Origin of the sequence: Streptomyces sp. XM4193, from assembly GCF_023072595.1 — a bacterium.
In the GTDB taxonomy this organism is placed as follows: Bacteria; Actinomycetota; Actinomycetes; order Streptomycetales; family Streptomycetaceae; genus Streptomyces.
Genome location: NZ_JALLGK010000002.1, coordinates 86,355 through 111,061, shown reverse-complemented (window position 1 = coordinate 111,061; position 24,707 = coordinate 86,355). Strand labels below are relative to the sequence as shown.

The following is a 24,707-nucleotide window of genomic DNA, read 5'->3' as shown; positions in this document are numbered from 1 at the left end:
CTGACCGGGCCCCAGGACCGCTCGGCGCGGAGCCCCCGGACCGCTCGGCGCGGGGGCGGGGAGCCGGCCGGGATCAACGGCCGTTGAAGGCGTCCTTCAGACGGGAGAACAGGCCCTGCTGCCCGGGCTGGAACTGCCCGGTGGGCCGCTCCTCGCCGCGCAGCGCCGCGAGCCGGCGGAGCAGGTCCTCCTGCTCCGCGTCGAGCTTGCCGGGCGTCTGGACCTCGACGTGGACGATCAGGTCGCCGCGCCCGCTGCCGCGCAGATGTGTGACGCCTCTGCCGTGCAGCGGAATCGACTGGCCGGACTGTGTGCCCGGGCGCACATCGATGTCCTCGACGCCGTCCAACGTCTCCAGCGGACATTTGGTGCCCAGCGCCGCGGCCGTCATCGGGATCGTCACGGTGCAGTGCAGATCGTCGCCCCGCCGCTGGAAGACCGCGTGCGGATTCTCGTGGATCTCCACGTAGAGGTCGCCCGCCGGGCCGCCGCCGGGGCCGACCTCGCCCTCGCCCGCGAGGGCGATGCGGGTGCCGTTGTCCACGCCGGCGGGGATCTTCACCGTCAGGCTGCGGCGCGAACGGATCCGGCCGTCGCCCGCGCACTCCTGGCAGGGGGTCGGTACGACCGTGCCGAAGCCCTGGCACTGCGGGCACGGCCGGGAGGTCATGACCTGGCCGAGGAAGGAACGGGTGACCTGGGAGACCTCACCGCGACCGCGGCACATGTCGCAGGTCTGCGCCGAGGTGCCCGGCGCCGCCCCCTCGCCGCTGCAGGTGCCGCACACCGTGGCGGTGTCCACCTGGATCTCCTTGGTGGTGCCGAACGCGGCCTCCTCCAGATCAATGTCCAGGCGGATCATCGCGTCCTGGCCGCGCCGGGTGCGCGAGCGGGGCCCGCGCTGGGAGGCCTGGCCGAAGAAGGCGTCCATGATGTCGGAGAAGTTGCCGAAGCCGCCCCCTCCGAAGCCCGCGGCGCCGCCGCCGTTGGGGTCGCCGCCGAGGTCGTAGACCTGCTTCTTCTGCGGATCGGACAACACCTCGTACGCGGTGTTGATCTCCTTGAACCGCTCCTGCGTCTTCGGGTCCGGGTTCACGTCGGGGTGCAGCTCGCGCGCGAGGCGGCGGAAGGCCTTCTTGATCTCCTCCGCCGAGGCGTCGCGCTGAACACCGAGGACCGCGTAGTAGTCCGTCGCCACTTATGACTCCGCGAGGATCTGTCCGACGTAACGTGCCACTGCGCGTACCGCTCCCATCGTTCCCGGATAGTCCATGCGGGTCGGTCCGACCACGCCGAGCTTGGCTACTGCCTCACCGCCGGAACCGTAACCGACGGAGACGACTGAGGTGGAACTGAGGCCTTCGTGAGCATTCTCATGACCGATGCGCACCGTCATGCCCGAATCATGCGATTCGCCCAACAACTTGAGCAGAACGACCTGCTCCTCCAGGGCTTCGAGCACCGGACCGATCGTCAGCGGGAAATCGTGCCCGAAGCGGGTGAGGTTGGAGGTGCCGCCGATCATCAGCCGCTCCTCGGTCTCCTCGACCAGGGTCTCCAGCAGCGCCGACAGCACCGCCGAGACCGCTCCGCGATCCTCGACCTCGAAGGATTCGGGCAGGTCCTGCACCAACCGCGGCACATCCGCGAACCGCTGGGTGACCACCCGGCTGTTCAGCCGGGCGCGCAGATCGGCGACCGACTCCTCACCGATCGGGCTCGGGCAGTCCACCAGACGCTGCTCGACCCTGCCGGTGTCGGTGATCAGCACCAGCATCAGCCGGGCCGGCGCCATGGCGAGCAGCTCCACGTGCCGCACCGTGGAGCGCGTCAGCGAGGGGTACTGCACGACGGCGACCTGCCTGGTCAGCTGCGCCAGCAGCCGGACCGTACGGCCGACGACGTCGTCCAGATCGACCGCGCCGTCCAGGAAGTTCTGGATGGCGCGGCGCTCGGCGGAGCTGAGCGGCTTGACCCCGGCCAGCTTGTCGACGAAGAGCCGATAGCCCTTGTCCGTCGGCACCCGGCCCGCGCTGGTGTGCGGCTGGGCGATGAACCCGTCGTCCTCCAGCACGGCCATGTCGTTGCGCACCGTCGCCGGGGAGACGTTGAGGTTGTGCCGCTCGGTCAACGCCTTGGAGCCGACGGGCTCCTCCGTACCGACGTAGTCCTGGACGATCGCCCGGAGGACCTCCAGCCTGCGTTCGCTGAGCACTTCGGCGCACCTCCCGTCCCGGCCGCGATCGAACGTCACATTTCTGGCACTCTGTCCCGCTGAGTGCCAAGTCCCAGGCAAGTGTACGGCCGGGTACCACAGCCAGGGCAAGGGCGGACGCAAGAAGGTATCGCGGGAGCATCCCTCACACACGCTGCGACGACACCCCGGGCACGCTGCGCCCCACACGTGGCCTTCGCAGCGCCGCCGCCGACACCCTGGCCGGGCGCCACCGGCGGGCGCGACTCCCGGGCCGCCGAATCCGGCCGCCGAATCGGGCCGCCGAATCCGGGGCCGGTGCCGGGAGCCTCCGGCGTGTGATCCCCGTCGGAGGCTCTAACGTCGGGGCATGAGCCAGGACTGGGAAGAGTTGGCCCCCGGCGTGCTGCGTCGGCGGATGCCGGGTTGGGACGAGACCGTCGGCGCGGTCGTCGGCAGCGAGACGACCCTCGTCGTGGACACCGGGCCCGGGCTCCCGGCGGGCGCCGAGATCCGCCGCGACCTGGAGGAACGCTCCACGAGTCCGGTCGGTTTCGTCGCTCTCACCCACCCGCACTTCGACCATGTGCTCGGCACCGCCGCGTTCTCCGGGGTGCGGGTCTACGCCGCGGTCGGCGCCGGAGCGCTGCTGCGGCAGGGGGCGGACGGACTGCGGGCCGACGCCGTCCGGCACGGGGCCGACCCGCGCGAAGCGGCGGAGGCCGTGGACGTCCTGGTGGTGCCGCAGCACGAGGTGAGCGGCGAACAGGTTCTGCGGCTCGGCGGGCGGGAGGCGGTACTGGTCAACGTCGGCCCCGGGCACACCGCACACGATCTGGTGGTACTGGTGCCCGGCTCGCCCGATGTGGTGTTCTGCGGCGATCTGGTCGAGGAGTCCGGGCAGCCGCAGGCGGGCCCCGACGCCCACCCCCTGCGCTGGCCCGCCGCGCTCGACCGGCTGCTCGACCTCGGCGGCGAGCGAGCACGGTACGTACCCGGGCACGGAGCGGTGGTGGACGCCGCCTACGTACGGGCCCAACGGGACGAGCTGGCACGGCGGTTCGGTACCTGAGCCCGGCCGCCGGGACGTCGGCGCGGCACAATGAGCGGCATGCGCAGTTACAGCCCCGACCTCACTCCACCGTGGAAGCGGAAGAAGGCCGTTCCCGAGGTGCCCGCCGACATCGGCCTCGTGGTCGAGGACGCCGGCACCGGTTTCTGCGGGGCGGTGGTGCGCTGCGAGAAGACCGCGGGCGGGCCGACCGTCACCCTGGAGGACCGGTTCGGCAAGCACCGGGTCTTCCCGATGGACCCGGCCGCGTTCCTGCTGGACGGGGAGCCGGTCACGCTCGTACGGGCCCGTACCGCCGCACCCCGCGGGCCCCGGCTGACCGCTTCCGGCTCGATCGCCGTGCCGGACGCGAAGGCGCGGGTGGCGCGGGCGGGCCGGATCTACGTCGAGGGCCGCCACGACGCGGAGCTGGTCGAACGCGTCTGGGGCGACGATCTGCGCATCGAGGGCGTGGTGGTGGAGTACCTGGAGGGGGTTGACGATCTCCCGGCGATCGTCCAGGAGTTCGGGCCGACACCGGAGGCGAGGCTGGGTGTCCTGGTCGACCATCTGGTGCCGGGCTCCAAGGAGTCGCGGATCGCCGCCGCGGTCACCGACGAGAACGTGCTGATCGTCGGCCACCCCTTCGTGGACGTGTGGGAGGCGGTGAAGCCGGAGTCGGTCGGAATCCGGGCCTGGCCGGTCGTACCGCGCGGACAGGACTGGAAGACCGGGGTGTGCCGCTCGCTCGGGTGGCCGGAGAACACCGGCGCCGCCTGGCAGCGCATCCTCGGCTCCGTGCACAGCTTCCGGGATCTGCGCCCGGAGCTGCTCGGCGCGGTCGAGCACCTGATCGACCACGTCACCGTCGAGGGCGCCGACAGCCGCTGAGGCACCGCCTCGGGGGCCGTACGCATCCACCCGCCCGATGGCGGACAATGGCAACCATGCCCTCCGCACTGCCCGACGGCGAAGCCGTGCCCGAGGACGGTTCGCTGCCTGCCTCCGCCCTGCACGGCGCGGCCGACCGCCCCCTCGGCTTCTATCTCCATGTGCCCTACTGCGCCTCGCGCTGCGGCTACTGCGACTTCAACACCTACACGGCCACCGAGCTGCGGGGCAGCGGCGGAGTGCTGGCCTCGAGGGACAACTACGCGGGGACCCTCGTGGAGGAGGTGCGTCTGGCCCGCAAGGTGCTGGGCGGCGACGAGCGGCGGGTGGAGAGCGTCTTCGTCGGCGGCGGCACCCCCACGCTGCTCCCCGCGGCGGACCTGGGGCGGATGCTGGCCGCGGTCCGCGAGGAGTTCGGGCTGACCCGGGACGCGGAGATCACCACCGAGGCGAACCCGGAGTCGGTGGACCCGCGCTATCTGTCGGAGCTGCGGGAGGCCGGGTTCAACCGGATCTCCTTCGGCATGCAGAGCGCGCGCGAGCACGTCCTGCGGGTGCTGGACCGCGGCCACACTCCCGGGCGCCCCGAGGCGTGCGTGGCCGAGGCGCGCGCCGCGGGCTTCGAGCACGTCAACCTGGACCTGATCTACGGCACTCCGGGCGAGAGCGACGACGACTGGCGCGCCACTCTGGACGCCGCCCTCGGCGCGGGGCCGGACCACATCTCGGCGTACGCCCTCATCGTCGAGGAGGGCACCGGGCTCGCACGGCGCATCCGGCGCGGCGAGGTGCCGATGACCGACGACGACGTGCACGCCGACCGCTATCTGATCGCCGAGGAGGCGCTCTCCGCGGCCGGGTACCACTGGTACGAGGTCTCCAACTGGGCCACCACCGAGCGCGGACGCTGCCGGCACAACGAGCTGTACTGGACCGGCGCGGACTGGTGGGGTGCCGGGCCCGGCGCACACAGCCACGTCGGCGGGGTCCGCTGGTGGAACGTCAAGCACCCGGGCGCCTACGCCGCCGCCCTCGCGCGCGGCCACTCCCCCGGCGCGGGCCGCGAGCTGCTGAGCGCGGAGGACAGGCGGGTGGAGCGGATCCTCCTGGAGCTGCGGCTGGTGGCCGGCTGCCCGCTGGAGCTGCTCGCCCCCGCGGGCGCACGCGCCGCCCGTGAGGCGGTCGCCGGCGGCCTCCTGCGGGCGCCGGAGTACGAGGCGGGGTACGCCGCACTCACCCTGCGCGGACGGCTGTTGGCGGACGCCGTCGTACGGGACCTGGTCGACTGACGCGCCGCCCGACCCGGGAGCACCGGAGTTGGGGAGCACCGAGGTTGGGAGCGCCGAGGCTCGGGAGCACCGAGGTTGGGAGCGCCGGGCCTCAGGGGCGCGGCGCACGGTGCGCCTCCGTACGCGCGAGGGCGGTCGTGCCCTGCCCGTGCGCCCCGGGAACCACCGGAGACACTCGGGCCGGGCACGACCGCCGTAAACCGCGTCTGTCGGCGCCGGCCCGGATCGAGCCGGGCCGGACCGGACTGCGTCAGGCCTCGCGGGCGCCCGCGTACATCTCCTCCAGCAGATCCTTGAACTCCCGCTCCACCACAGGGCGCTTGAGCTTCAGGCTCGGCGTCAGATCGCCGTGCTCCACGTCCAGATCGCGCGGCAGCACCCGGAACTGCTTGATCGTCTGCCAGCGCTGCAGCCCGGAGTTGAGCTGCTCGACGTAGCCGCCGATCAGCTCGCGCACCTCCTCGGAGGCGAGCAGCTCCTCGTAGCTCCTGCCCTCCAGCCCGTTGCCGGCCGCCCACCCGGTGAGCGCGATCTCGTCGAGCGCGATCAGTGCGGTGCAGTAGTTGCGGTCCGCGCCGTGCACCACGATCGTCGACACGTACGGGCAGACGGCCTTGAACTGGCCCTCGATCTCGGCCGGCGCCACGTACTTGCCGCCCGAGGTCTTGAAGATGTCCTTCTTGCGGTCGGTGATCCGCAGATAGCCGTCGTCGGAGAGCTCGCCGATGTCACCGGTGTGGAACCAGCCGTCGGACTCCAGGACCTCGGCGGTCTTGTCGGGCAGGTTGTGGTAGCCCTGCATGACCCCGGGGCCGCGCAGCAGGATCTCGCCGTCCTCGGCGATCCGCACCTCGCAGCCGGGCAGCGGCTTGCCCACCGTGCCGGTGCGGTATGCCTCGCCCGGGTTCACGAAGCTCGCGGCGCTGGTCTCGGTCAGGCCGTAGCCCTCGAGGATGTGGATGCCGGCGCCCGCGAAGAAGTAGCCGATGTCCGGCGCCAGGGCCGCCGAACCGGAGATGCAGGCGCGCAGCCTGCCGCCGAAGGCCGCACGGAGCTTGCTGTAGACGAGCTTGTCGGCGACCGCGTGCTTGGCCTTGAGCCCAGCCGGGGCCGAGGCGACCCCGGTGCGACGGAAGTTGTCCTGGGTGACCTTGGCGTACTCGCGGGCGACCTCGGCCGCCCACTGGAAGATCTTGTACTTGGAGCCGCCACCGGCCTTCGCCTTGGAGGCGACACCGTTGTAGACCTTCTCGAAGATGCGCGGCACCGCGGCCATGTAGGTCGGCTGCACGACCGGCAGATTCTCGATGATCTTGTCGATACGGCCGTCGACCGCGGTGACATGGCCGACCTCCACCTGGCCCGCGGTCAGCACCTTGCCGAAGACGTGTGCGAGGGGCAGCCAGAGGTACTGGACGTCGTCCCTGGTCGCGAGTCCGGTCTCGGCGATGGCCTTGGCCATGTAGGACCAGCAGTCGTGCGGCAGGCGCACACCCTTGGGGCGACCGGTGGTGCCGGAGGTGTAGATCAGGGTCGCCAACTGGTCCGCGCGGATCGCGGAGATGGCGTCCTTGACCGCGTTCGGCTGCTTCTCCAGGTGGGCCCTGCCGCGCTCCATGAGCTGGTCCAGCGTGAGCACAAACCCCTCGGGCTCGCCGTCGAGGGCCTTCGCCTCGCCGTCGATGAGCACGATGTGGTGCAGCTGCGGAAGCTCCGAGCGGCGCTCGCGCACCTTGTCGAGCTGTGCGGCGTCCTCCGCGATCAGCACCCGGCTGTCGGAGTCGGCCAGGATGTAGGCCGTCTCCTCGGCGTTGGTGCTCGGGTAGACGGTCGTGGTGGCGGCTCCCGCGCACAGCACGCCGAGGTCGCTCAGGATCCAGTCGACCCTGGTGCTGGAGGCGATGGCCACCCGCTGCTCGGCCTCGACACCGAGGTCCATCAGACCTGCCGCGATGGCGAAGACCCGCTCCGCCGCCTCCGTCCAGGTGTAGGACTTCCAGGCGTCCGGGCCGCCGCCGTTCGCGGACGGCACGGGGTAACGGTAGGCCTCGGCCTGAGGTGTGGCCTCGATACGTTCAAGAAGAAGCACCGCCACGGAGGGCGGACGGTTTTCAAGCTGGGACTGCGTGTCGCTCACGACATCCTCCGGGGCCCGCTGCGTTGCTGGGGGGTGACTCACGAGTAACTCGGCGGGGATCAGAGTAAGCGCCGCAGCCGCGACATGTAAGGGGCTGCGACAGAGCCATTTTCCGAGCTCTTTGGAATTCACAGAGTAGTGGATCAACTACACAGCGCGCACAGGGGGATTGCGATCGCAACCCGGTGGGTGACGGGTCGTCGCGGCGCACCTCGTACGACGACCACCGACCGGCCGGTGTGCTGCGACCGGCGACCGGCACCCGAGGACCGGCGGCGCAACATTCGAAGCCGAGCAGACGACATGAGCACCGCCCCGGCCTCGACTCGAGCCGCGCGGACCCGAACAGTGCGCTCCGGCCGTGCACTTGAGCCCTGGCTCGGACCTGCAACCCCGACTCGGCCGTGCGCCCTGGCTCGGCCCTGCGCTCTCGCTCGGCCCTGCGGCCGGGCAGAGGCTCGCGCGGCCTACGGAAGCAGGACCGGGCCGGGGACAGGGCCGGTGAGGCGGGCCGGACACGACCGGCCCGCCAACTGCCCGACTACTTCTTTGGCTTGCTCTCCCCGGAGTCGTCACTGGACAGAGCGGCGATGAATGCCTCCTGCGGGACCTCCACCCGGCCCACGACCTTCATCCGCTTCTTGCCCTCCTTCTGCTTCTCCAGCAGCTTCCGCTTGCGGGAGATGTCACCGCCGTAGCACTTGGCGAGCACGTCCTTGCGGATAGCCCGCACCGTCTCGCGGGCGATGACCCGGGACCCGATCGCCGCCTGGATCGGCACCTCGAACTGCTGCCGGGGGATCAACTCCCGCAGCTTGGAGGCCATGCGCACGCCGTACGCGTACGCCTTGTCCTTGTGCACGATCGCCGAGAAGGCGTCGACCTTGTCGCCGTGCAGCAGGATGTCGACCTTCACCAGCGCGGCCGACTGCTCGCCCGTCGGCTCGTAGTCCAGCGAGGCGTAGCCGCGGGTCTTGGACTTCAGGGCATCGAAGAAGTCGAAGACGATCTCGGCCAGCGGCAGGGTGTAGCGCAGCTCGACCCGGTCCTCGGAGAGGTAGTCCATCCCGAGCAGCGAGCCGCGGCGCGTCTGGCACAGCTCCATGATCGCGCCGATGAACTCGCTCGGCGCCAGCAGCGTCGCCCGCACCACCGGCTCGTGGACCTCGGCGATCTTGCCGGTGGGGAACTCGCTGGGGTTGGTGACGATCGGCTCCTCGCCGTCCTCCATCACCACGCGGTAGACCACGTTCGGCGCGGTGGCGATGAGCGCGAGACCGAACTCCCGCTCCAGCCGCTCCCGGATGACCTCCAGGTGCAGCAGGCCGAGGAAGCCCACGCGGAAACCGAAGCCCAGCGCCGCGGAGGTCTCCGGCTCGTACACCAGGGCCGCGTCGTTGAGCTGGAGCTTGTCCAGGGCGTCCCGCAGCTCCGGGTAGTCCGAACCGTCCAGCGGGTAGAGCCCCGAGAAGACCATCGGCTTGGGGTCCTTGTACCCGGGCAGCGCCTCGGTCGCCCCCTTGTGCAGGAGCGTGATCGTGTCACCGACCTTGGACTGCCGCACGTCCTTGACCCCGGTGATCAGGTAGCCGACCTCGCCGACCGCCAGACCGTCGGAAGGCGTCATCTCCGGGGAGTTGGCACCGATCTCCAGCAGTTCGTGCGTGGCACCGGTGGAGAGCATCTTGATGCGCTCGCGCTTGTTCAGCTTGCCGTCGACGACCTTCACGTACGTCACCACGCCCCGATAGGCGTCGTAGACCGAGTCGAAGATCATCGCGCGGGCGGGCGCTTCCTTGACGCCGACCGGCGCGGGAACGAGCTTGACCACCTCGTCGAGCAGCCGGTCCACCCCCTCGCCGGTCTTCGCCGAGACCTTCAGCACGTCCTCCACGTCGCAACCGATCAGATGTGCCAGCTCGGCGGCGAACTTCTCCGGCTGCGCCGCCGGCAGATCGATCTTGTTGAGGACCGGGATGATCGTGAGCTCGTTCTCCATCGCCAGGTACAGGTTGGCGAGGGTCTGGGCCTCGATGCCCTGGGCCGCGTCCACCAGCAGAATGCAGCCCTCACAGGCCGCCAGCGAACGGGAGACCTCATAGGTGAAGTCGACGTGGCCGGGGGTGTCGATCATGTTGAGGATGTGGGCGGTGCCCGCGTCCTCGCCCTCGGTGGGCGCCCACGGCATGCGCACCGCCTGGGACTTGATGGTGATACCGCGCTCGCGCTCGATGTCCATCCGGTCGAGGTACTGGGCACGCATCTGGCGCTGCTCGACGACTCCGGTCAGCTGGAGCATCCGGTCGGCGAGCGTCGACTTGCCGTGGTCGATGTGCGCGATGATGCAGAAGTTGCGGATCAGTGCCGGGTCCGTACGGCTCGGCTCGGGCACGTTCGATGGGGTCGCGGGCACGCGTGGTCCTGTCGGGGTATGGCTTCGAATCGCTACGTCCCCACCATGCTCCCACGAGAGCGGCCCCCGGCACTGATTGGGAGGGCCGGGGACGCTGCTGCTACGCTGAGCGACTGTGCCTTGTGGACACTGACGGCACCCGCTGTTTCAACACTGCGGGACGGCCGGGGTGGACACTCACCGATCGCCTTCGGCGGCCTTTTGGGGCCCGTTTCCGTCAGCTGCGATCTGTTGTGGCGATCGTCCACTTCTCTTGTTGTGGCAGTGATCCACCGGGCGCGGAATCAAGCATCTGTCGAACCTGAGAAGGCTCTTTCGTGGCGAACATCAAGTCCCAGCTCAAGCGCATCAAGACCAACGAGAAGGCGCGCCAGCGCAACAAGGCGGTCAAGTCCGAGCTCAAGACGGCCATCCGTCGCGTGCGCGAGGCCGTCGCCGCCGGCGACAACGAGAAGGCGACCGAGGCGGCCCGTACCGCTTCCCGCAAGCTCGACAAGGCCGCCAGCAAGGGTGTTCTGCACAAGAACAACGCTGCCAACAAGAAGTCGGCCATCGCGCAGAAGGTCGCTTCCCTCCAGAAGTGACCCGGGCCGGTGCGGCCCTGTCCGGCTGCCCCCTCTCGCTCCGCGCCCCAACTCCGGCGCGCGGCACCCGAGACGGAGAGGTGTGACGGACCCGTTCCGACCGGCGTGACGGCGCCCTCTACTGCCGTGCACCCGGGGAACTCGCACCAACCACCGCCGTACGCACCGTGTCGAGCCCTCTACCTCGACCGCGCACGGTGGCACACAACGTCGGCGCCCGACGGCCTCCGGTGACACCGGAAGTCCGAAGAGCGCCGCAGAAGATCGTGTTGTTCGCCACAGCACTGCTTGGGACGCCCCCGAGAGCCACGCGCTCACGGGGGCGTTTCGCTGCCCCCTGCCGGGCCGGGGGCGGGGTGCGTGCGTCGGCGGCGAACGTGGCGGTGAGCGGGCAGCGTCGGGCGGTCGTTGGACGGGTGGCCGGTCGGTGCGGCGAGGCGGGCGGGTGGGCGGTCGGGAGTCGCCGCAGGCGGGTGGGCGACGGGGCGCAGCCGGGCAGCTTCCGACCTCGGCACATGTGCGGACCGCGCACCGGCCGGCGGAATCCGGCCCGGGATGCGCGGTGCATGTCACGGGCGACGAGCTCCGATGGCGTGCGCACCGGTATCTTCTTCCCTATGTCCATACCGGGGGATCAGAGCAATCCGTACGCACACCCGCAGCAGCCGCAGCCCGGAGCGGGCGCACCACCGGGAGTTGGCGGGCAGCCGGGTGCCGGCGGGCCGGGAGCGACGAACCAGACCGGTGTGTACGGACCCGGCGGCACAGCCGGCGCCACCTCCGCGCCGGAGCTGACCGGCCAGTTTCCCGGACAGCAGACCACCGGCCACCCCGTACCGGGGGCGGCTGTTGGCCCCTCCCCCACGATGGGCGGCGGGTTCGTGCAGCCCGGAGGACCGACCGGCCCCGCGGGCACCGGTGGCCAGAAGGCGCGAGTGCCCGGCTGGGTCTGGGGAGTCGGCGGTGCCGTCATGGCCTCGGCGATCTGGGGCGCGGCGGTGATCGTCAACGGCGGCTTCCACTCGGAGCCCTCGGCCGACCTCGGCGGATACCACTTCCACCACGAGCTGTGCGAGGTCATGGACACCTCCGCCTTCACGGAGCACTACACATACGCGGAGGGAAGCGCCCAGGCCAGCAGGCACAGCGCCCAGAAGGCGCAGGACGTCAGTTCCTGCGGTCTCCAGTTCAAGCCCAGAGCCGAAGACGACTACGACGACGGGTACGACGACGGCTACGACGACTACAGGGCCCCGGACACGAGTCCTTATGTCCCCACCGTCTACGTGGACTTCAAGACGATCTGGCACAAGCAGACCGACCCCAGCACAGAGTTCGAGTCCGAGGTCAAGGGCGAGCACGACCTGCGCGACCGAGGCGACAAAGCCAAGTACGACATCGTCGAGATCGAGGAACTCGGCGAGGAGGCGTTCTACAGCACCGAGACCAGCGAAAAGGGCCCGCTGACCAGCGCCACACTCTCCATCCGCGACGGCTGGGTGACCGCGGAACTGCGCTGGTCCACCTTCCTCGACAGACGAGACGACGAGCACCTGGGCGCGGACGAGGTGAAGCAGATACTCCTCGACACCGCCAAGACCTCGCTGGCAGAGCTGCGCAAGCAGGAACCGGAGAACCAGTCGCCCGGCCCGGACGACTCCTCCGGACCGGACGAACCCGATTCGGACAACGGTGCGTCCGACCCGCCCAAGCGGGGCGACGGCGACATCTGACCCCGGACGTACGGCAGTTGCGTCTCGGGCTCAACGCCCTCACCAGAAGAATGGGGCCGCCACCCGCGGTTGGACGGCCCCACCAGTGAGCTGCTGCCGCAGAGCACCGCGCCGTTCCAGGAACGCGTAGTCGGGGCTCACGGACCTGAGAACAGACGAGTAGGCGCAGGTCGGGCAGGGAGCAATCGGGCATCGAAGCAATCGGGCATCGGCTCGGGCCGGCCCACCCCGCCGACCGGGCCCACCCCGCCGACCGGGCCCGCCCCGCCCCTCACGCACCGCGGATCAGCGGGAACGTGCAGCCCGTGCGATGGTGACGACGGCCTTCTCCAGCGCGTACGCCGGGTCGTAGCCACCGCCCTTGACCGCCGCATCCGCCTCGGCGACCGCCTGAAGTGCGTGCGCCACACCGTCCGCCGACCAACCGCGCATCTGTCTGCGCACTCGGTCGATCTTCCAGGGCGGCATACCCAGCTCGCGAGCCAGGTCACCCGGCCGCATCCCGCCGGGAGCCGAAGCCAACTTGCCGATGGACCGGACCCCTTGAGCGAGCGCGCTCGTCACCAGCACCGGAGCCACTCCGGTGGAGAGCGCCCAGCGCAGGGTTTCGAGCGCCTCGGCCGCCTGACCCTCGACCGCCTTGTCCGCAACCGCGAAGCTCGATGCCTCGGCGCGGCCCGTGTAGTAGCGCGCGACGACTCGCTCGTCGATCGCGCCCTCCACATCAGCGGTCAACTGCGCACAGGCCGAAGCCAGTTCACGAAGATCGCTGCCGATCGCGTCGACGAGTGCCTGGCAGGCCTCGCTTCCCACCGATCGTCCGAGCGCACGGAACTCGGCCCGCACGAAGGCCAGTCGGTCGGCCGGTTTGGTCATCTTCGCGCAGGCGATCTCCCGGGCGCCCACCTTGCGCGCGGCGTCCAGCAGCGCCTTGCCCTTCGCGCCACCGGCATGCAGCAGAACGAGCGTGATCTCCTCCGCCGGCGACGCGAGGTAGGCCTTGACCTCCTTCACCGTGTCCGCGCTCAGGTCCTGTGCCTGCCGGACCACCACGACCTTGTTCTCGGCGAAGAGCGAGGGACTCGTCAACTCCGCGAGCATTCCGGGCTGGAGCTCCCCGGGGCCGAGGTCGCGCACATCGGTGTCGGCGTCCGCGGCCCGAGCAGCCGCGACCACCTCTTGCACCGCCCGCTCGGCCAACAGCTCCTCCTGGCCCACCGCCAGGGTCACAGGGGCGAGCGGGTCGCCGGAAGCGGGCTTGCCCGCTGCGGATCTCGGGGTGTTCTCGATCTTGGGTGACATCGCCTCCCAGCATCCCACGAGGCACCGACACCGCTCCCCGGCCCGACCGGGCCACCTCGGCCGGGGCCGGGGGCCGGTACGGGCCGACGAGAGTCGGACCCGTGCGGACGTCTCAGCCCGCAGTCCGGGGCACGAACCCACCTGCCTCACAATGTCCGTATGAACGAACCCGCTCAGCACTCCGCGGAGGCCGACGCCCTGCCCGAGAACGACGCAGCGGGCAAGGAACGCTGGCAGGTGCTGGTGCTGCCCGACCGGGACAGTGCGGAAGAACTGGCCACCGAACTGGTCGAGGAGCACGGCATCGCCCAGGAGCCCCAGATCCTCAGGGAGGCTCTCGCGGGCGAGGACGACGCCGAGGACGCACAGTGGCTCGTGGTCCTCGACTCCGCCGCTTCCACGATCGATGTCCAGGCGCTGCAAGAGCTCGCCCACTCCTACGAGGGGTGGCTGGAGCGCGACTGACCGGCACGGCACGCCCGTACCCGGCCGGCATCCCTGCATCTCGCGAGGAACGCGGTTCCGCCGCCGCGACTCCACCTTCTCCGGGCCCTCCCGCCACCGTTGCAGGCTCCGGTGCCACCGCCTTTCCCGGCGCTGCGGCTTCCCCTCTCGCTCCGACCACCCGACGCCCGCCGGCTTCCGCGGGCACGCCCGCCTCCCGGAGCCGCGAGCGGAGATCGGCCGTGCACGTGACGTAGGACCTCGGGCTTACAGCCGTCGGCCGATGCGTCGGTGGCCCGTCGTCGCTTGACTGTGCGCCATGGCGAACGACGGGATGCCTCCGCGCGAGGCGAGCGAGCGCAAGCAGGACACTCTGCGACGTCTGCACCAGGACAAGGACGCATGGGTGGCCACGGCCTCGCCGCAGGGCGCACCGTGCATGGTGCCGCTGAGCTTCGTCCACCACCGGGGCGTGCTGCTGATGTGCACTCGTTACTCCACTCCCACTGCCCGCAACATCGGTGCGGGCAGCACGGCGACGATCGCGGTGGGCCCCACCCGCGACGTGGTTCTCATCAAGGCGGAGGCCGAACTTGTGCCGTCGACGGCGATGGGCGGGGAAGCAGGCGACACCTTCGCCGCGAAGCTGAACTGGGACCCCCGCAACAGACCGGCCTGGACTTTCCTGCGCTTCACGCCCCACACGCTGCTCGCGTGGCGGGAGGAGAACGAACTGGCCGACCGCCTCCTGATGAGCGACGGCGACTGGCTCGTCTGACGGCTTCCCGCACCTGCCGAGCCCACCGGGGTGCCTCGGCTGCCGGCCGTGATGCGGCCGGGTCCTCCGCTTTCGACGCCTCCGTCCCCGGCGTCCCGACACGGCGCGCCCGGACGCCGAACCGACCGGAACCGGTAGCCCTCGGCGAACCACCACGGCCAGGTCTCCGGCGGTGTCGGTACGCACCACATGTGCACCCTGCGACCGCAGCAGACGAAGCGTGGCGGGGGCAGGGTGCCCGTACCCGTTGTCCTGCCCGGCTGAGACCAGGGCGAGACGGGGTCGCAGGCGGCCCATCAACTCGGCGTCCTGATAGGCCGACCCGTGGTGCGCGACCTTCAGCACATCAACGCTGGGCAGCTCGGGATTCTCGCGCAACAGCCGCTGCTGGGCGAGGGGTTCGAGATCCCCCGGCAGGAATACGGACATCCCCCGCGTCTGTGCCAGAACCGCGATGCTCGCGTCGTTCGCGCCCAGGCCCGCGACCAGCGCAGGAGGCCAGAGCACCTGCCAACTCAACGGCCCGTGACGGCGACGCTCGCCCGGCCCGGGAACAGCCGTCGGCACCCCGGCCTCCCGTGCGACCCGCTCGACAAAGGCAGCCTGTCCCTCAGGCTCGCGCAGCGGCGAGGTCTGGATGAGGCCCACCGATCTGCCGCGCAACGCCCCGGGCAGGCCCGCCACATGATCTGCGTGGAAGTGGCTGAGAATCAGCAGCGGAATCCGGCGGACGTCGAGCCGCCGCAGACATTCGTCGATCGCCTCCGGCCGTTCGCCGACATCCACCACCACCGCGGAATCGGAACCCGTGGAGAGGACCAGAGCATCGCCCTGCCCCACATCGCACGCGACCACCCGCCACCCCGCGGGCGGCCAGCCGGTGAGAAATCTGTCCAGCGGTTGTGGACGCAGCACCGCGCACAGCAGTGTCAGCACGCAGAGAGCGGCCAGCCAGACCTGCCGCAGGGCGACGCGAACCACCAGCAGCACCAGCACCGTCACCGCGGCCAACAGGGCCGCTCCGGCCCAGCCGTCCGGCCAGCCGGTCTGCGCGCCCGGCAACGCCGCACCGGTGCGCGCCACTTGAGCAATCCACTGCGCCGGCCAGCCGGCCAGCCATCCGAAGCAGGCCGCGATTGGAAGGGAGATCGGCGCGATCGCCAACGCCAGGCAACCCAGGAGAGTCGCGGGAGCGAAGGCGATACCCGCCAGCAGGTTGCAGGGGACCGCGATCAGGCTCACGCGTGCGGCGAACACCACGACGACAGGAGCACAGACCGCCTGTGCGGCTGCCGTCACCGCCAGTGCCTCGGCAAGAGGCACCGGCAGTCCTCGTCGCTGCAGGGCGAGACTCCAGCCGGGAGCGAGGACCAGCAGTGCGCCCGTCGCCAGGACCGAGAGCAGGAAGCCGAAGGAACGTGCCAGCGCGGGATCGTAGAGGAGAAGCACCAGCACCGCCGCCGCCAGCGCGGGCAGAAGGGAGCGGCGCCGCCCGGTCGCGATGGCAACCAGGGTGATCGCCCCGCACACGGCCGCGCGCAGCACGCTTGGACCCGGGCGGCACACCACCACGAAGCACAGCAGCAACCCGCCCCCGAGCACAGCGGTGGTGCGCAACGGGACACCGAACCAGGCGGCCAGGCCACGGCGTTCGGCGCGCGAGGCGGTGCCTGGCGCTCCGATCAGCACCGCCAGCACGATCGAGACATGGGCACCGCTGACGACAATGACGTGGGTCATGTCCGTATCGCGCACGGCGTCCCAGAGGTCGGGAGGAATGCGCGAGTCGTCGCCCACGACGATTGCCGGGATCATCGCCCGCGCGTCGGTGGGTAGACCGTCGGTCGCTGCCAACAGACCCGCTCTCAGCTCGCCGGCCACCCGCTGTGCAAACGTCGGGCCACCCACCGTACGAGGGCTGCCGTCCGCGGTGACCCGCAGCACCGCGGCGACTTCCGCGCCGCGGTCGGGCAACGGAGGTGCGAGCCGGGCCCCCACTTCGACCCGCGTGGAGGGAAGCAGCTCCAACCAATCGTCGGCCTGTTCCGGGGGTGCGATCACCAGAACCGGGTTGCTGACCTCTGTCCTCTCGCCTGCCGCCGTACGCACCCAGCGCGCCTCTGCCGTCACCATGACCGGGGCGGGACCCCGCCCTGGCACCGCCCTCGCTCTGCGCGCATCACCGGTCAACTCCAACTCGGCGGTGACGTAGGCGTGTTGCTCGGCAAGCTGCGGCAGCGGTCCGTCCAGGGCGGCGGCGCGGTGCAGCGCAGCCACCGTGCCGCCGGCTGCGGCGCACAGCAGTGCCACCGCCACCGCGACCCATACTCCGCCGACCGGGGCGGCCCGCGAATCGCTGCCGGACCGTCGCATGCGGTGCCACCGGCCGACCACCGCGCTGACGGTGGCGGCAAGGCAGCAGCCGACCGCACCGAGGCCCACGGCGCCGGCGCTCAGCGCAGGAGCGAGTGCGGCACCCACCCATGCGCCGATCGCGGGCGGCAGCAGTCTGAGGTCGGCCGGCGACTCCGTGCGGGGCTGGGACGCGCCGAGCCGGTTACGGGAGTCGGCGTGGACCTCCGGGCGCGCCCGCGCCAGGCCCGCGACCGGCCCGCCCGTGAGCCGGGCCCCGACTTCCGACTCCTCAACCGCGCTCATTGAACGGACCGGTGTGCCGTCTCCTTCCTGTCGACGGCTCGGCGGCCGGGGATGTAGCTTTCGGCGGCTGCGACGTCGGCTGATCATCGGACGCGGGGTCGGATCGGGCCGGGTCATGGCCCGACCAGAGGACGCAGAGTCGCGTATCGATGGTCACCGATACCGCTCACCTGTCTGAGCTGCTCGACCGAGCTGAAGCCGCCCTGATTGGTGCGAAACTCGACGATCTGCTGAGCGAGCACGGGCCCGATGCCCGGCAGAGTCTCGAGCTGTTCCGCAGTGGCCGAGTTGAGACTCACCACTCCCCCGGCAGCCGGCGCCGACGGTGGTGACGGCCCACTGTCCCCACTGCCCGACGGCACTTGCTCACCCTGCTCGGCCACGACGATCTGCTCGCCGTCGGCCACAGGTCGTGCTCGGTTCAGGCCCTGCGCCGAAGCATCGGAGGTGACGCCGCCCGCGGCCCGCAGAGCGTCCTTGACACGTGATCCGGCGGGCAACCGATGCACTCCGGGCTTGCGCACCTCGCCGACGACGTCGACGAGCAGCGACTTGCCGGAAGCTCCCGTCCCGCCGCCCGCTGCGCCGTCGGAACCGGCGCTCGCGGTGGAGGGCGCCGGCGCGAGCGTGCTCGCTGCCTCGCCCGATTCCTCTTCCGCCGCCAGGCCCGGTGCGGCGATCGGCTCTGCCCTCCCGCTCCACAGGTGGTGCAGTGCGAGACCGATGGCCACGACCAGCACTACGGCCAGCGCCGCCAGCGCCTTGAGGTTGAGCCCGCACCGGGTGCGACACCACAGCGGGAGCCGCTCACGGAAGGCGGTCCGAAGACGCTCCGCCGGAGTCAACACGGGCTCTGGGACCATCGGTTGCGTGTCCGGCGGAGCGTCCGGCCGCTCGCGCCGTCCACGACCGTCACACCGACGAGCGGCGCCGGAGCCCTGCCCGCCGCCCCGCGGGCCGCCCGCTGCCACAACCGTTCGGGCGCCCCGGATCAAGACGGGCGCAGCTTCGGCCGCGGGCTCGTCTCCGGCAGCTTCGAGACGTGCCTGCACGGCACGGGCGGACGCCCACCGGCTGCGACGCACTGCAGCCCGAGCTTCCGCGATGGCCTCCGCCCTCGGGAGAATCCGGACTCCTCGCGTCGGGCCGGGCGAGGGCTGCAGCGCCGACGACGAGGAACGCACGATCACTCGGCACCCGCGAGACCCCGCGTGCAACATCGGCACGGCCCCCGGAGTGCGCGACCGCTCGCCCGAGCGGGCCGGCTTCCCGTGCGCCGGCGGTCCTGGCCGAGCGACCTCTGCGCCGCCGCGCACCGCTGTGTCGGCGCCGCCGGGCACCGTCGGGGTCTGGGCGAACAGAGCTGCGGCACGGGCCCTCGCCACGGCCTCGGCATCGCCGAGGCCGGCGGATCCGTCTCTCACCGCGGAAGTGCGCAGTACCCGCGGGCTCGAGGGCCTGCCACCGCTGTGACGCCGCTGAGCTCCCCTCTGTGCCCTCCGGGTACGGCCGGGTCCCGCCGAGTCCACCTGCGATCGAGAAGTCATGCGGCGGACGCTACGACGGATCCGCACATCCCGCTGATCTCACTCAAATCCTGTGGATAACTCGCAAGTTGTGCATAACTGCGTCACCCGTCCGACCTAAGACACCTCCAGCTTGGGCATACGGCGGACCACCTAGAGAGGCGTCAACCAACCAATCTGAGGAGCCCCGAAAGAGTGAGGGAGCGCCTGAGTCAGCTGCCCGGAAAAGCGCCCTCGAGCGGTCGTTCCCATGCCACTCCCAGTCGCCTCAGCTCCTGCTCAGCACGGGAGTCGGCGGTTCCGGAGACCTCAATGCGAGGAACCTCTAAGGCCCTCTCGATGGGAGATGAAGGCCCTTGCGCTCCCCCTCGACGAGAACAACCATGCGACGCAGACGACGACTTCACGGCGGACGACCTCGTCTGCTCCTCGCAACAGCCCTGCCGGCAAACGCCGTTCCCCTGCTGCGGCAGGTCCAACGCTTCGTCCCAGACCGCGCCGGCTACCGGCTTCGCGCACGGCACACTCACCGGCCCACTCACCGCGGAGCACCGCGGCTTCTGGAGCACTCATGCATCCACTCGTCCTGTCCCACGTCCAACCCATGACTGCCACACACATCAGCCCGTTCGACGACAGCACGCAGGGGCCGGCGGAACGCCGCACCGTCAGTGGCACTGAACACCCAGCACGGTCACTGCGCCGGAGTCACCACAGCTCCCAGCAGCCCGGGCCCGGTGTGGGCGCCGATGACGGCACCCACCTCACTCACATGCAGATTCACCAGATCACCGACCCGCTCACGCAGATTGTCGGCAAGAGCCTCGGCCCGCTCGGACGCGGCGAGATGGTGCACTGCGACCTCGACCGGCGCTTCCAGCGCAGCCGCTCTCGCCACGGTGAGCTCCTCGAGTCGCGCGATCGCCCTGCTGGCGGTGCGCACCTTCTCGAGCGGCTGGATACGCCCCTCCGTCAGCTCGAGCAGCGGCTTCACAGCGAGAGCCGACCCGAGCAGCGCCTGCGCAGTCCCGATCCGACCGCCGCGTCGCAGATAGTCCAGGGTGTCCACGTAGAAGAGCGCCGAGGTCCGCTCCGCACGTTGTCGAGCAGCGCGGACCACCGCGTCCAGGCCGCCCTCCTCCCGAGCGGTCCGGGCTGCGGCGAGGGCGCTGAATCCGAGTGCCATGGCGACCATCCCACTGTCCACCACCCTCACGGGCACCGGGGATCCGGCTGCGGCGAGCACTGCCGCGTCATAGGTGCCGGACACCTCGGCGGACAGATGCAGCGAGACGATGCCTTCTGCCCCCGCGTCGGCGGCCGCCCGATAGGCGGCGGCGAAAGCCTCGGGGCTCGGGCGTGATGTGGTCACCGGGCGGTGCTTCCTCAGCGCTTCGGCCAAGGAGGCAGCCGTGACGCCCTCGCCCTCCTCATGCGCCTCACCGTCCACCACCACCGTCAGGGGCACGGTGGTGATCTGCTCACTGAGCAACGCGGCAGGCGGCAGATACGCCGTGGAGTCAGTGATGATCGAGACAGGAGCGGACATGTGCCGGAGAGTACTGTGTGCGCCGCCTCAGCGGCAGGTCGGCCCCGGCTTCCGAGCAGGTCACGGGGCCAACAAAGCCTCTCAAGCGTCGGCTTCGCCCAAGTGGCGGCCCAACTCCGTTCTCCGGCACGGTACTTGGGTTCTCATCGCGCTGCGAGCTCAGCCGAGATCACGGCTGCGCTTGCGGCGGCCCAGGCCCGGCAGCTGGCTGCGCGCCTCCCAGAGGCCGCCGACATCCCACCGGGATGTTCTGGCCGTGGCGTCGGAGGCGCCGGTGTCGGAGTCCGAGGAAGCGCCGACAGCGGCCCGTCCCTGGGCGGCTGCAACCGGGCCGTCCCCGGAGGCGTCGCCGTCCGCGGCTTCGGAAGCGCCGGCCGCGCCCGAAGCGCTCGCACCGCTTGTGCCGGGTTGCTTGGACGATCCGGCGATCCTGCCGTCGGTGCCTGCTTCGGCAACGCCCGGGGGCGTCGCCGGAGCCCAGTGCCGCAGTGCACCGGACTCGATGTCGATCTGCTCGCGCAACGATGCGAGCCCGTCCGCGTCGTGGCGTCGTGCACGGTCCTGGGCGGCGAGGCGCAGCGAGTCCGCCGAGGACCTGATCTCCTGGGCCCGCTCCCGCACCTGCGGCAGTCGTGCAGCGATACGACGCCGATCGGGCTCGCGGTCCATGAGTCCGGCCAACTCCCGGTCCAGCACACGCGCGTGGTCGTGCAGCTGGTCGAGCAGCCCGAGGGCCTCCCGCAGTGAGGCGTCCTCCGCCGACCCTGCGGCAAGCTCACGCTTGGCCTGGTCCACCGAAGCCCGCAGCTCCAGCCGGAGGCGAGCGACCTGGCCGACCGGACCCGGCTGGGCAGCCTTGATCTTGATGGAGGTGTCGTCGATGCCGCGGCGGACCTGGCTGCTGGCGCGTTCCATTCCGCGGCTGACCGCTCTGGCCGCTCGCACCGCCGCGACGATCGCGAACGTCACGCAGAGCAGCATCAGTACGGTGAAGACGGCGGTGGCCACACCCATTCCGAACGCCCCTTACGAATCTCGGCCGCACACCTCGCAGCGGGCTGCTCGCTGCGCGGTGGGCACGGTCTCTGGTGACCACGCCTCGGGCCGGTCCTCCCAGAGTAAACGGCCCGGGAAGCGCTGCGGGGCGGCCCGATCCCCGAAGGAACCCGGACCGCCCCGTTCCGCACCCGTAGGGGCAGCGGAGCCCGGCGTCGCGCGAGATTCAGGCCGGCACGATGTTGACCAGCTTGGGCGCCTTGACGATCACCTTGCGGATGCCCCCACCACCGAGCGCCTCGACGACCGGCGGGGCAGCGAGCGCGAGAGCCTCGAGCTCCTGTTCCTCGATCGCCGGCGACACCTCCAGGCGCGCCTTGACCTTGCCCTTGATCTGAACCACGCAGGTCACGGCCTCGTCCACGACATACGCGGGGTCGGCCACCGGGAAGTCGCGCAGGGTGACGGAATCGTCGTGCCCGAGCTTGCGCCACAGCTCCTCGGCGATGTGCGGCGCCAGCGGCGCAAGCAGCAGTACCAGCCCCTCCGCGACCTCGCGCGGAACCTCCCGCACCTTGGTGACGTGGTTGTTCAGCTCAGTGATCTTGGCAATCGCAGTGTTGAACCGCAGATTGGTCAGGTCCTGACCGACGCCGTCGATCGCCTTGTGCAGAGCACGCAGGGTGTCCTCGCTCGGCGGACCTTCCGTGACGGACACCTCACCGCTCGCCTCGTCGACGACGTTCCGCCAGACCCGCTGGAGCAGCCGGTACTGGCCGATGACCGCCCGGGTGTCCCACGGGCGCGAGACATCGAGCGGCCCCATCGCCATCTCGTACAGGCGCAGAGTGTCCGCGCCGTAGTCGCGGCAGATCTCGTCCGGGGTCACGGCGTTCTTCAGGGACTTGCCCATCTTGCCGAGCTCACGCTTGACCGGCTTCCCGTCGTGGAAGTACCCGCCCTCGCGCTCCTCGACCTCGGCCGCGGGCACCGGGAAGCCACGGCTGTCCCGGTAGACGTAGGCCTGGATCATTCCCTGGTTGTAGAGCTTGTGGAACGGCTCGGCAGCAGAGACGTGGCCCAGGTCGTGCAGCACCTTGGACCAGAAGCGGGCGTACAGCAGGTGCAGCACGGCGTGCTCGCTGCCACCCACGTAGAGGTCGACTCCGCCCAGCGGCACGCCCTCGCGCGGCCCCATCCAGTACTGCTCGATCTCCGGGTCGACCAGCTGCCGGTCGTTGTGCGGGTCGAGGTAGCGCATCTCGTACCAGCAGGAACCTGCCCAGTTGGGCATGGTGTTGGTCTCGCGCCGGTACTTCTTCGGTCCGTCGCCCAGGTCCAGGGTGACATTGACCCAGTCCTCGTCCCGCGACAGCGGAGTCTCGGGGGACGTGTCCGCATCGTCGGGGTCGAACGTGCGGGGCGAGTAGTCGTCGACCTCGGGCAGAGTCAGGGGCAGCTGGGACTCCGGCAGCGAGTGGGCGATGCCTTCCTCGTCGTAGACGATCGGGAACGGCTCGCCCCAGTACCGCTGCCGGCTGAACAGCCAGTCGCGCAGCCGGTAGTTGACGGTGCCCTCGCCGATACCGTTCTCCGTCAGCCAGCGGTTCATCTCCGTCTTGGCTTCCGGCACGCTCAGGCCGTCCAGGGTCACGCCCTCGCCGGAGGAGTTGACGAGCTTCGCCTCGCCCGAGACGAAGGCCTCGTCCCAGGTCGAGGTGTCGGTGCTGCGGCCGTCTCCGGGTTCGACCACACAGCGCACGGGCAGTTCGAAGGCGCGGGCGAACGCGAAGTCGCGGTTGTCGTGGGCGGGTACGGCCATGATCGCGCCGGTGCCGTAGCCCATCAGCACATAGTCGGCGATGAAGACAGGGACCTGCTCACCGGTCACCGGGTTGGTGGCGTAGGCCCCGGTGAACACACCGGTCTTCTGCTTGGCGTCGGCCTGGCGCTCGACGTCGGACTTGGTCGCAGCCCGCTGCCGGTACTCGGCGACGGCGGCGGCGGGTTCGCCGTGACCGCCGGTCCACGCCTCGTGCGTCTGTTCCGGCCAGGCGGCCGGCACCAGCGAGTCCACCAGAGGATGCTCGGGGGCGAGCACCATGTAGGTGGCGCCGAAGAGGGTGTCCTGCCGTGTGGTGAAGACGGTGATCCCCTGGCCGTCGCCGACCGGGAAGTCCAGCCGCGCTCCCTCCGAGCGCCCGATCCAGTTCCGCTGCTGCAGCTTGATGGCCTCCGGCCAGTCCAGCGCGTCCAGGTCCCGGAGCAGGCGCTCCGCGTAAGCAGTGATGCGCATGTTCCACTGCCGGAGCTTGGCCTTGAAAACGGGGAAGTTGCCGCGTTCCGAGCGCCCCTCGGCGGTGACCTCCTCGTTCGCCAGCACGGTGCCCAGGCCCGGACACCAGTTGACCGGTGCGTCCGAGGCGTAGGCCAGCCGGTACTCGCCCAGCAGATCGGCACGTTCGGAGGCGTTCATCTCGCCCCAGGCCGCGGCTCCTTCGGGCGTCTCCCGCTCACCGGACTCGAACTCCGCGACGAGGGTGCTGATCGGCCGAGCCCGGTCCGCCCGCTCGTCGTACCAGGAGTTGAAGATCTGCACGAAGATCCACTGGGTCCAGCGGTAGTACTCCGGGTCGATCGTGGCGAAGCTGCGGCGCTTGTCGTGGCCCAACCCCAGCCTGCGCAGCTGGAGTTTCATGTTCTCCATGTTGGCCTCGGTGGAGATCCGAGGATGGGTGCCGGTCTGCACCGCGTACTGCTCGGCCGGCAGGCCGAAGGCGTCGAAGCCCAGGGTGTGCAGGACGTTGTAGCCGTTCATCCGCTGGAAGCGGGCGTAGACGTCCGTTGCGATGTACCCGAGCGGGTGGCCGACGTGCAGACCCGCGCCCGAGGGATACGGGAACATGTCCATCACGAACTGCCTCGGGCGCGCGGTGATTTCGGCCCGGTCGCCGCTCGCGGCGAGGTCGCCCGTCGGGTTGGGCGCCTCGTACGTGCCGTCCTTGTCCCAGAAGTCCTGCCAGCGTGCCTCGATCTCGGCGGCCAGAGCCGCGGTGTAGCGGTGCGGCGCCGCGTTCTCGGCAGGATTGGTGGTCTGGCTCATGTCCCTCAAAGCTCCATCAGTGGGTCTCTGCCTCCGGAAACGAAAAAACCCCTCGCACA

General features: G+C 70.5%; 16 protein-coding genes and 1 pseudogene. 7 read left to right on the top strand and 10 right to left on the bottom strand.

Translation table 11 applies throughout. The annotated features are described in order from the left end of the window. Positions 1–73 precede the first annotated feature (73 nt). Both dnaJ and hrcA read right to left on the bottom strand, forming a co-directional pair. A complete protein-coding gene (gene dnaJ / locus MTQ01_RS07730; protein ID WP_247487980.1) occupies positions 74–1,198 on the bottom strand; it encodes a molecular chaperone DnaJ in 1,125 nt (374 codons plus the stop codon). Beyond that, positions 1,199–2,215: a heat-inducible transcriptional repressor HrcA gene (gene hrcA, locus MTQ01_RS07725; protein WP_247487978.1), complete on the bottom strand. Its 1,017-nt coding sequence runs from the start codon at positions 2,213–2,215 to the stop codon at positions 1,199–1,201. Positions 2,216–2,564: 349 nt separating this feature from the next. Between hrcA and MTQ01_RS07720 the strand changes: the two genes are divergently transcribed. The 3 genes from MTQ01_RS07720 to hemW are packed head-to-tail and all read left to right on the top strand — an operon-like array spanning position 2,565 to position 5,425. After that, entirely contained in the window at positions 2,565–3,266 is a 702-nt protein-coding gene (locus tag MTQ01_RS07720) for an MBL fold metallo-hydrolase (RefSeq protein WP_247487976.1), read from the top strand. Between the two features lie 39 nt (positions 3,267–3,305). Next, complete coding sequence (locus tag MTQ01_RS07715; RefSeq protein ID WP_247487975.1) at positions 3,306–4,136, top strand: DUF3097 domain-containing protein; 831 nt, start codon at positions 3,306–3,308, stop codon at positions 4,134–4,136. Positions 4,137–4,192: 56 nt separating this feature from the next. Further along, on the top strand, positions 4,193–5,425 hold the full coding sequence (gene hemW, locus MTQ01_RS07710; RefSeq protein WP_247487973.1) for a radical SAM family heme chaperone HemW: 1,233 nt from the start codon (positions 4,193–4,195) through the stop codon (positions 5,423–5,425). 250 nt (positions 5,426–5,675) lie between these two features. Here hemW and MTQ01_RS07705 read toward each other — a convergent pair whose 3' ends face one another. After that, complete coding sequence (locus tag MTQ01_RS07705; RefSeq protein WP_247487972.1) at positions 5,676–7,562, bottom strand: AMP-dependent synthetase/ligase; 1,887 nt, start codon at positions 7,560–7,562, stop codon at positions 5,676–5,678. Positions 7,563–8,103: 541 nt separating this feature from the next. Next, entirely contained in the window at positions 8,104–9,975 is a 1,872-nt protein-coding gene (lepA, locus tag MTQ01_RS07700; protein ID WP_247487970.1) for a translation elongation factor 4, read from the bottom strand. Positions 9,976–10,292: 317 nt separating this feature from the next. Between lepA and rpsT the strand changes: the two genes are divergently transcribed. Next, positions 10,293–10,559 carry a 30S ribosomal protein S20 gene (gene rpsT, locus MTQ01_RS07695; RefSeq protein WP_247487968.1) on the top strand — a complete coding sequence of 89 codons (267 nt, stop codon included), beginning with the start codon at positions 10,293–10,295 and terminating at the stop codon, positions 10,557–10,559. 617 nt (positions 10,560–11,176) lie between these two features. Further along, complete coding sequence (locus MTQ01_RS07690; RefSeq protein ID WP_247487966.1) at positions 11,177–12,292, top strand: hypothetical protein; 1,116 nt, start codon at positions 11,177–11,179, stop codon at positions 12,290–12,292. Between the two features lie 285 nt (positions 12,293–12,577). Here the strand turns inward: MTQ01_RS07690 and holA are convergent, their stop codons facing one another. Next, positions 12,578–13,594 carry a DNA polymerase III subunit delta gene (gene holA, locus MTQ01_RS07685; protein WP_247487964.1) on the bottom strand — a complete coding sequence of 339 codons (1,017 nt, stop codon included), beginning with the start codon at positions 13,592–13,594 and terminating at the stop codon, positions 12,578–12,580. Between the two features lie 243 nt (positions 13,595–13,837). Between holA and MTQ01_RS07680 the strand changes: the two genes are divergently transcribed. Both MTQ01_RS07680 and MTQ01_RS07675 read left to right on the top strand, forming a co-directional pair. Beyond that, positions 13,838–14,059: a hypothetical protein gene (locus MTQ01_RS07680; RefSeq protein WP_247489118.1), complete on the top strand. Its 222-nt coding sequence runs from the start codon at positions 13,838–13,840 to the stop codon at positions 14,057–14,059. A 298-nt stretch (positions 14,060–14,357) separates the two neighbouring features. Then, entirely contained in the window at positions 14,358–14,816 is a 459-nt protein-coding gene (locus MTQ01_RS07675; RefSeq protein WP_247487962.1) for a pyridoxamine 5'-phosphate oxidase family protein, read from the top strand. Positions 14,817–15,515: 699 nt separating this feature from the next. Here MTQ01_RS07675 and MTQ01_RS25155 read toward each other — a convergent pair. The 5 genes and pseudogenes from MTQ01_RS25155 to leuS all read right to left on the bottom strand — a co-directional run. Further along, positions 15,516–16,556: pseudogene (locus MTQ01_RS25155) on the bottom strand (ComEC/Rec2 family competence protein); the annotation flags it as partial. A gap of 1,031 nt (positions 16,557–17,587) precedes the next feature. After that, the gene (locus tag MTQ01_RS07665) at positions 17,588–18,337 is read right to left on the bottom strand and encodes a ComEA family DNA-binding protein (protein WP_247487960.1); all 750 of its coding nucleotides are present in this window, start codon (positions 18,335–18,337) and stop codon (positions 17,588–17,590) included. Positions 18,338–19,694: 1,357 nt separating this feature from the next. Then, a complete protein-coding gene (locus MTQ01_RS07660; RefSeq protein ID WP_247487958.1) occupies positions 19,695–20,549 on the bottom strand; it encodes a DegV family protein in 855 nt (284 codons plus the stop codon). Positions 20,550–20,708: 159 nt separating this feature from the next. Further along, complete coding sequence (locus MTQ01_RS07655; protein WP_247487956.1) at positions 20,709–21,563, bottom strand: hypothetical protein; 855 nt, start codon at positions 21,561–21,563, stop codon at positions 20,709–20,711. 208 nt (positions 21,564–21,771) lie between these two features. Next, entirely contained in the window at positions 21,772–24,648 is a 2,877-nt protein-coding gene (leuS, locus tag MTQ01_RS07650) for a leucine--tRNA ligase (protein ID WP_247487954.1), read from the bottom strand. Positions 24,649–24,707 lie beyond the last annotated feature (59 nt).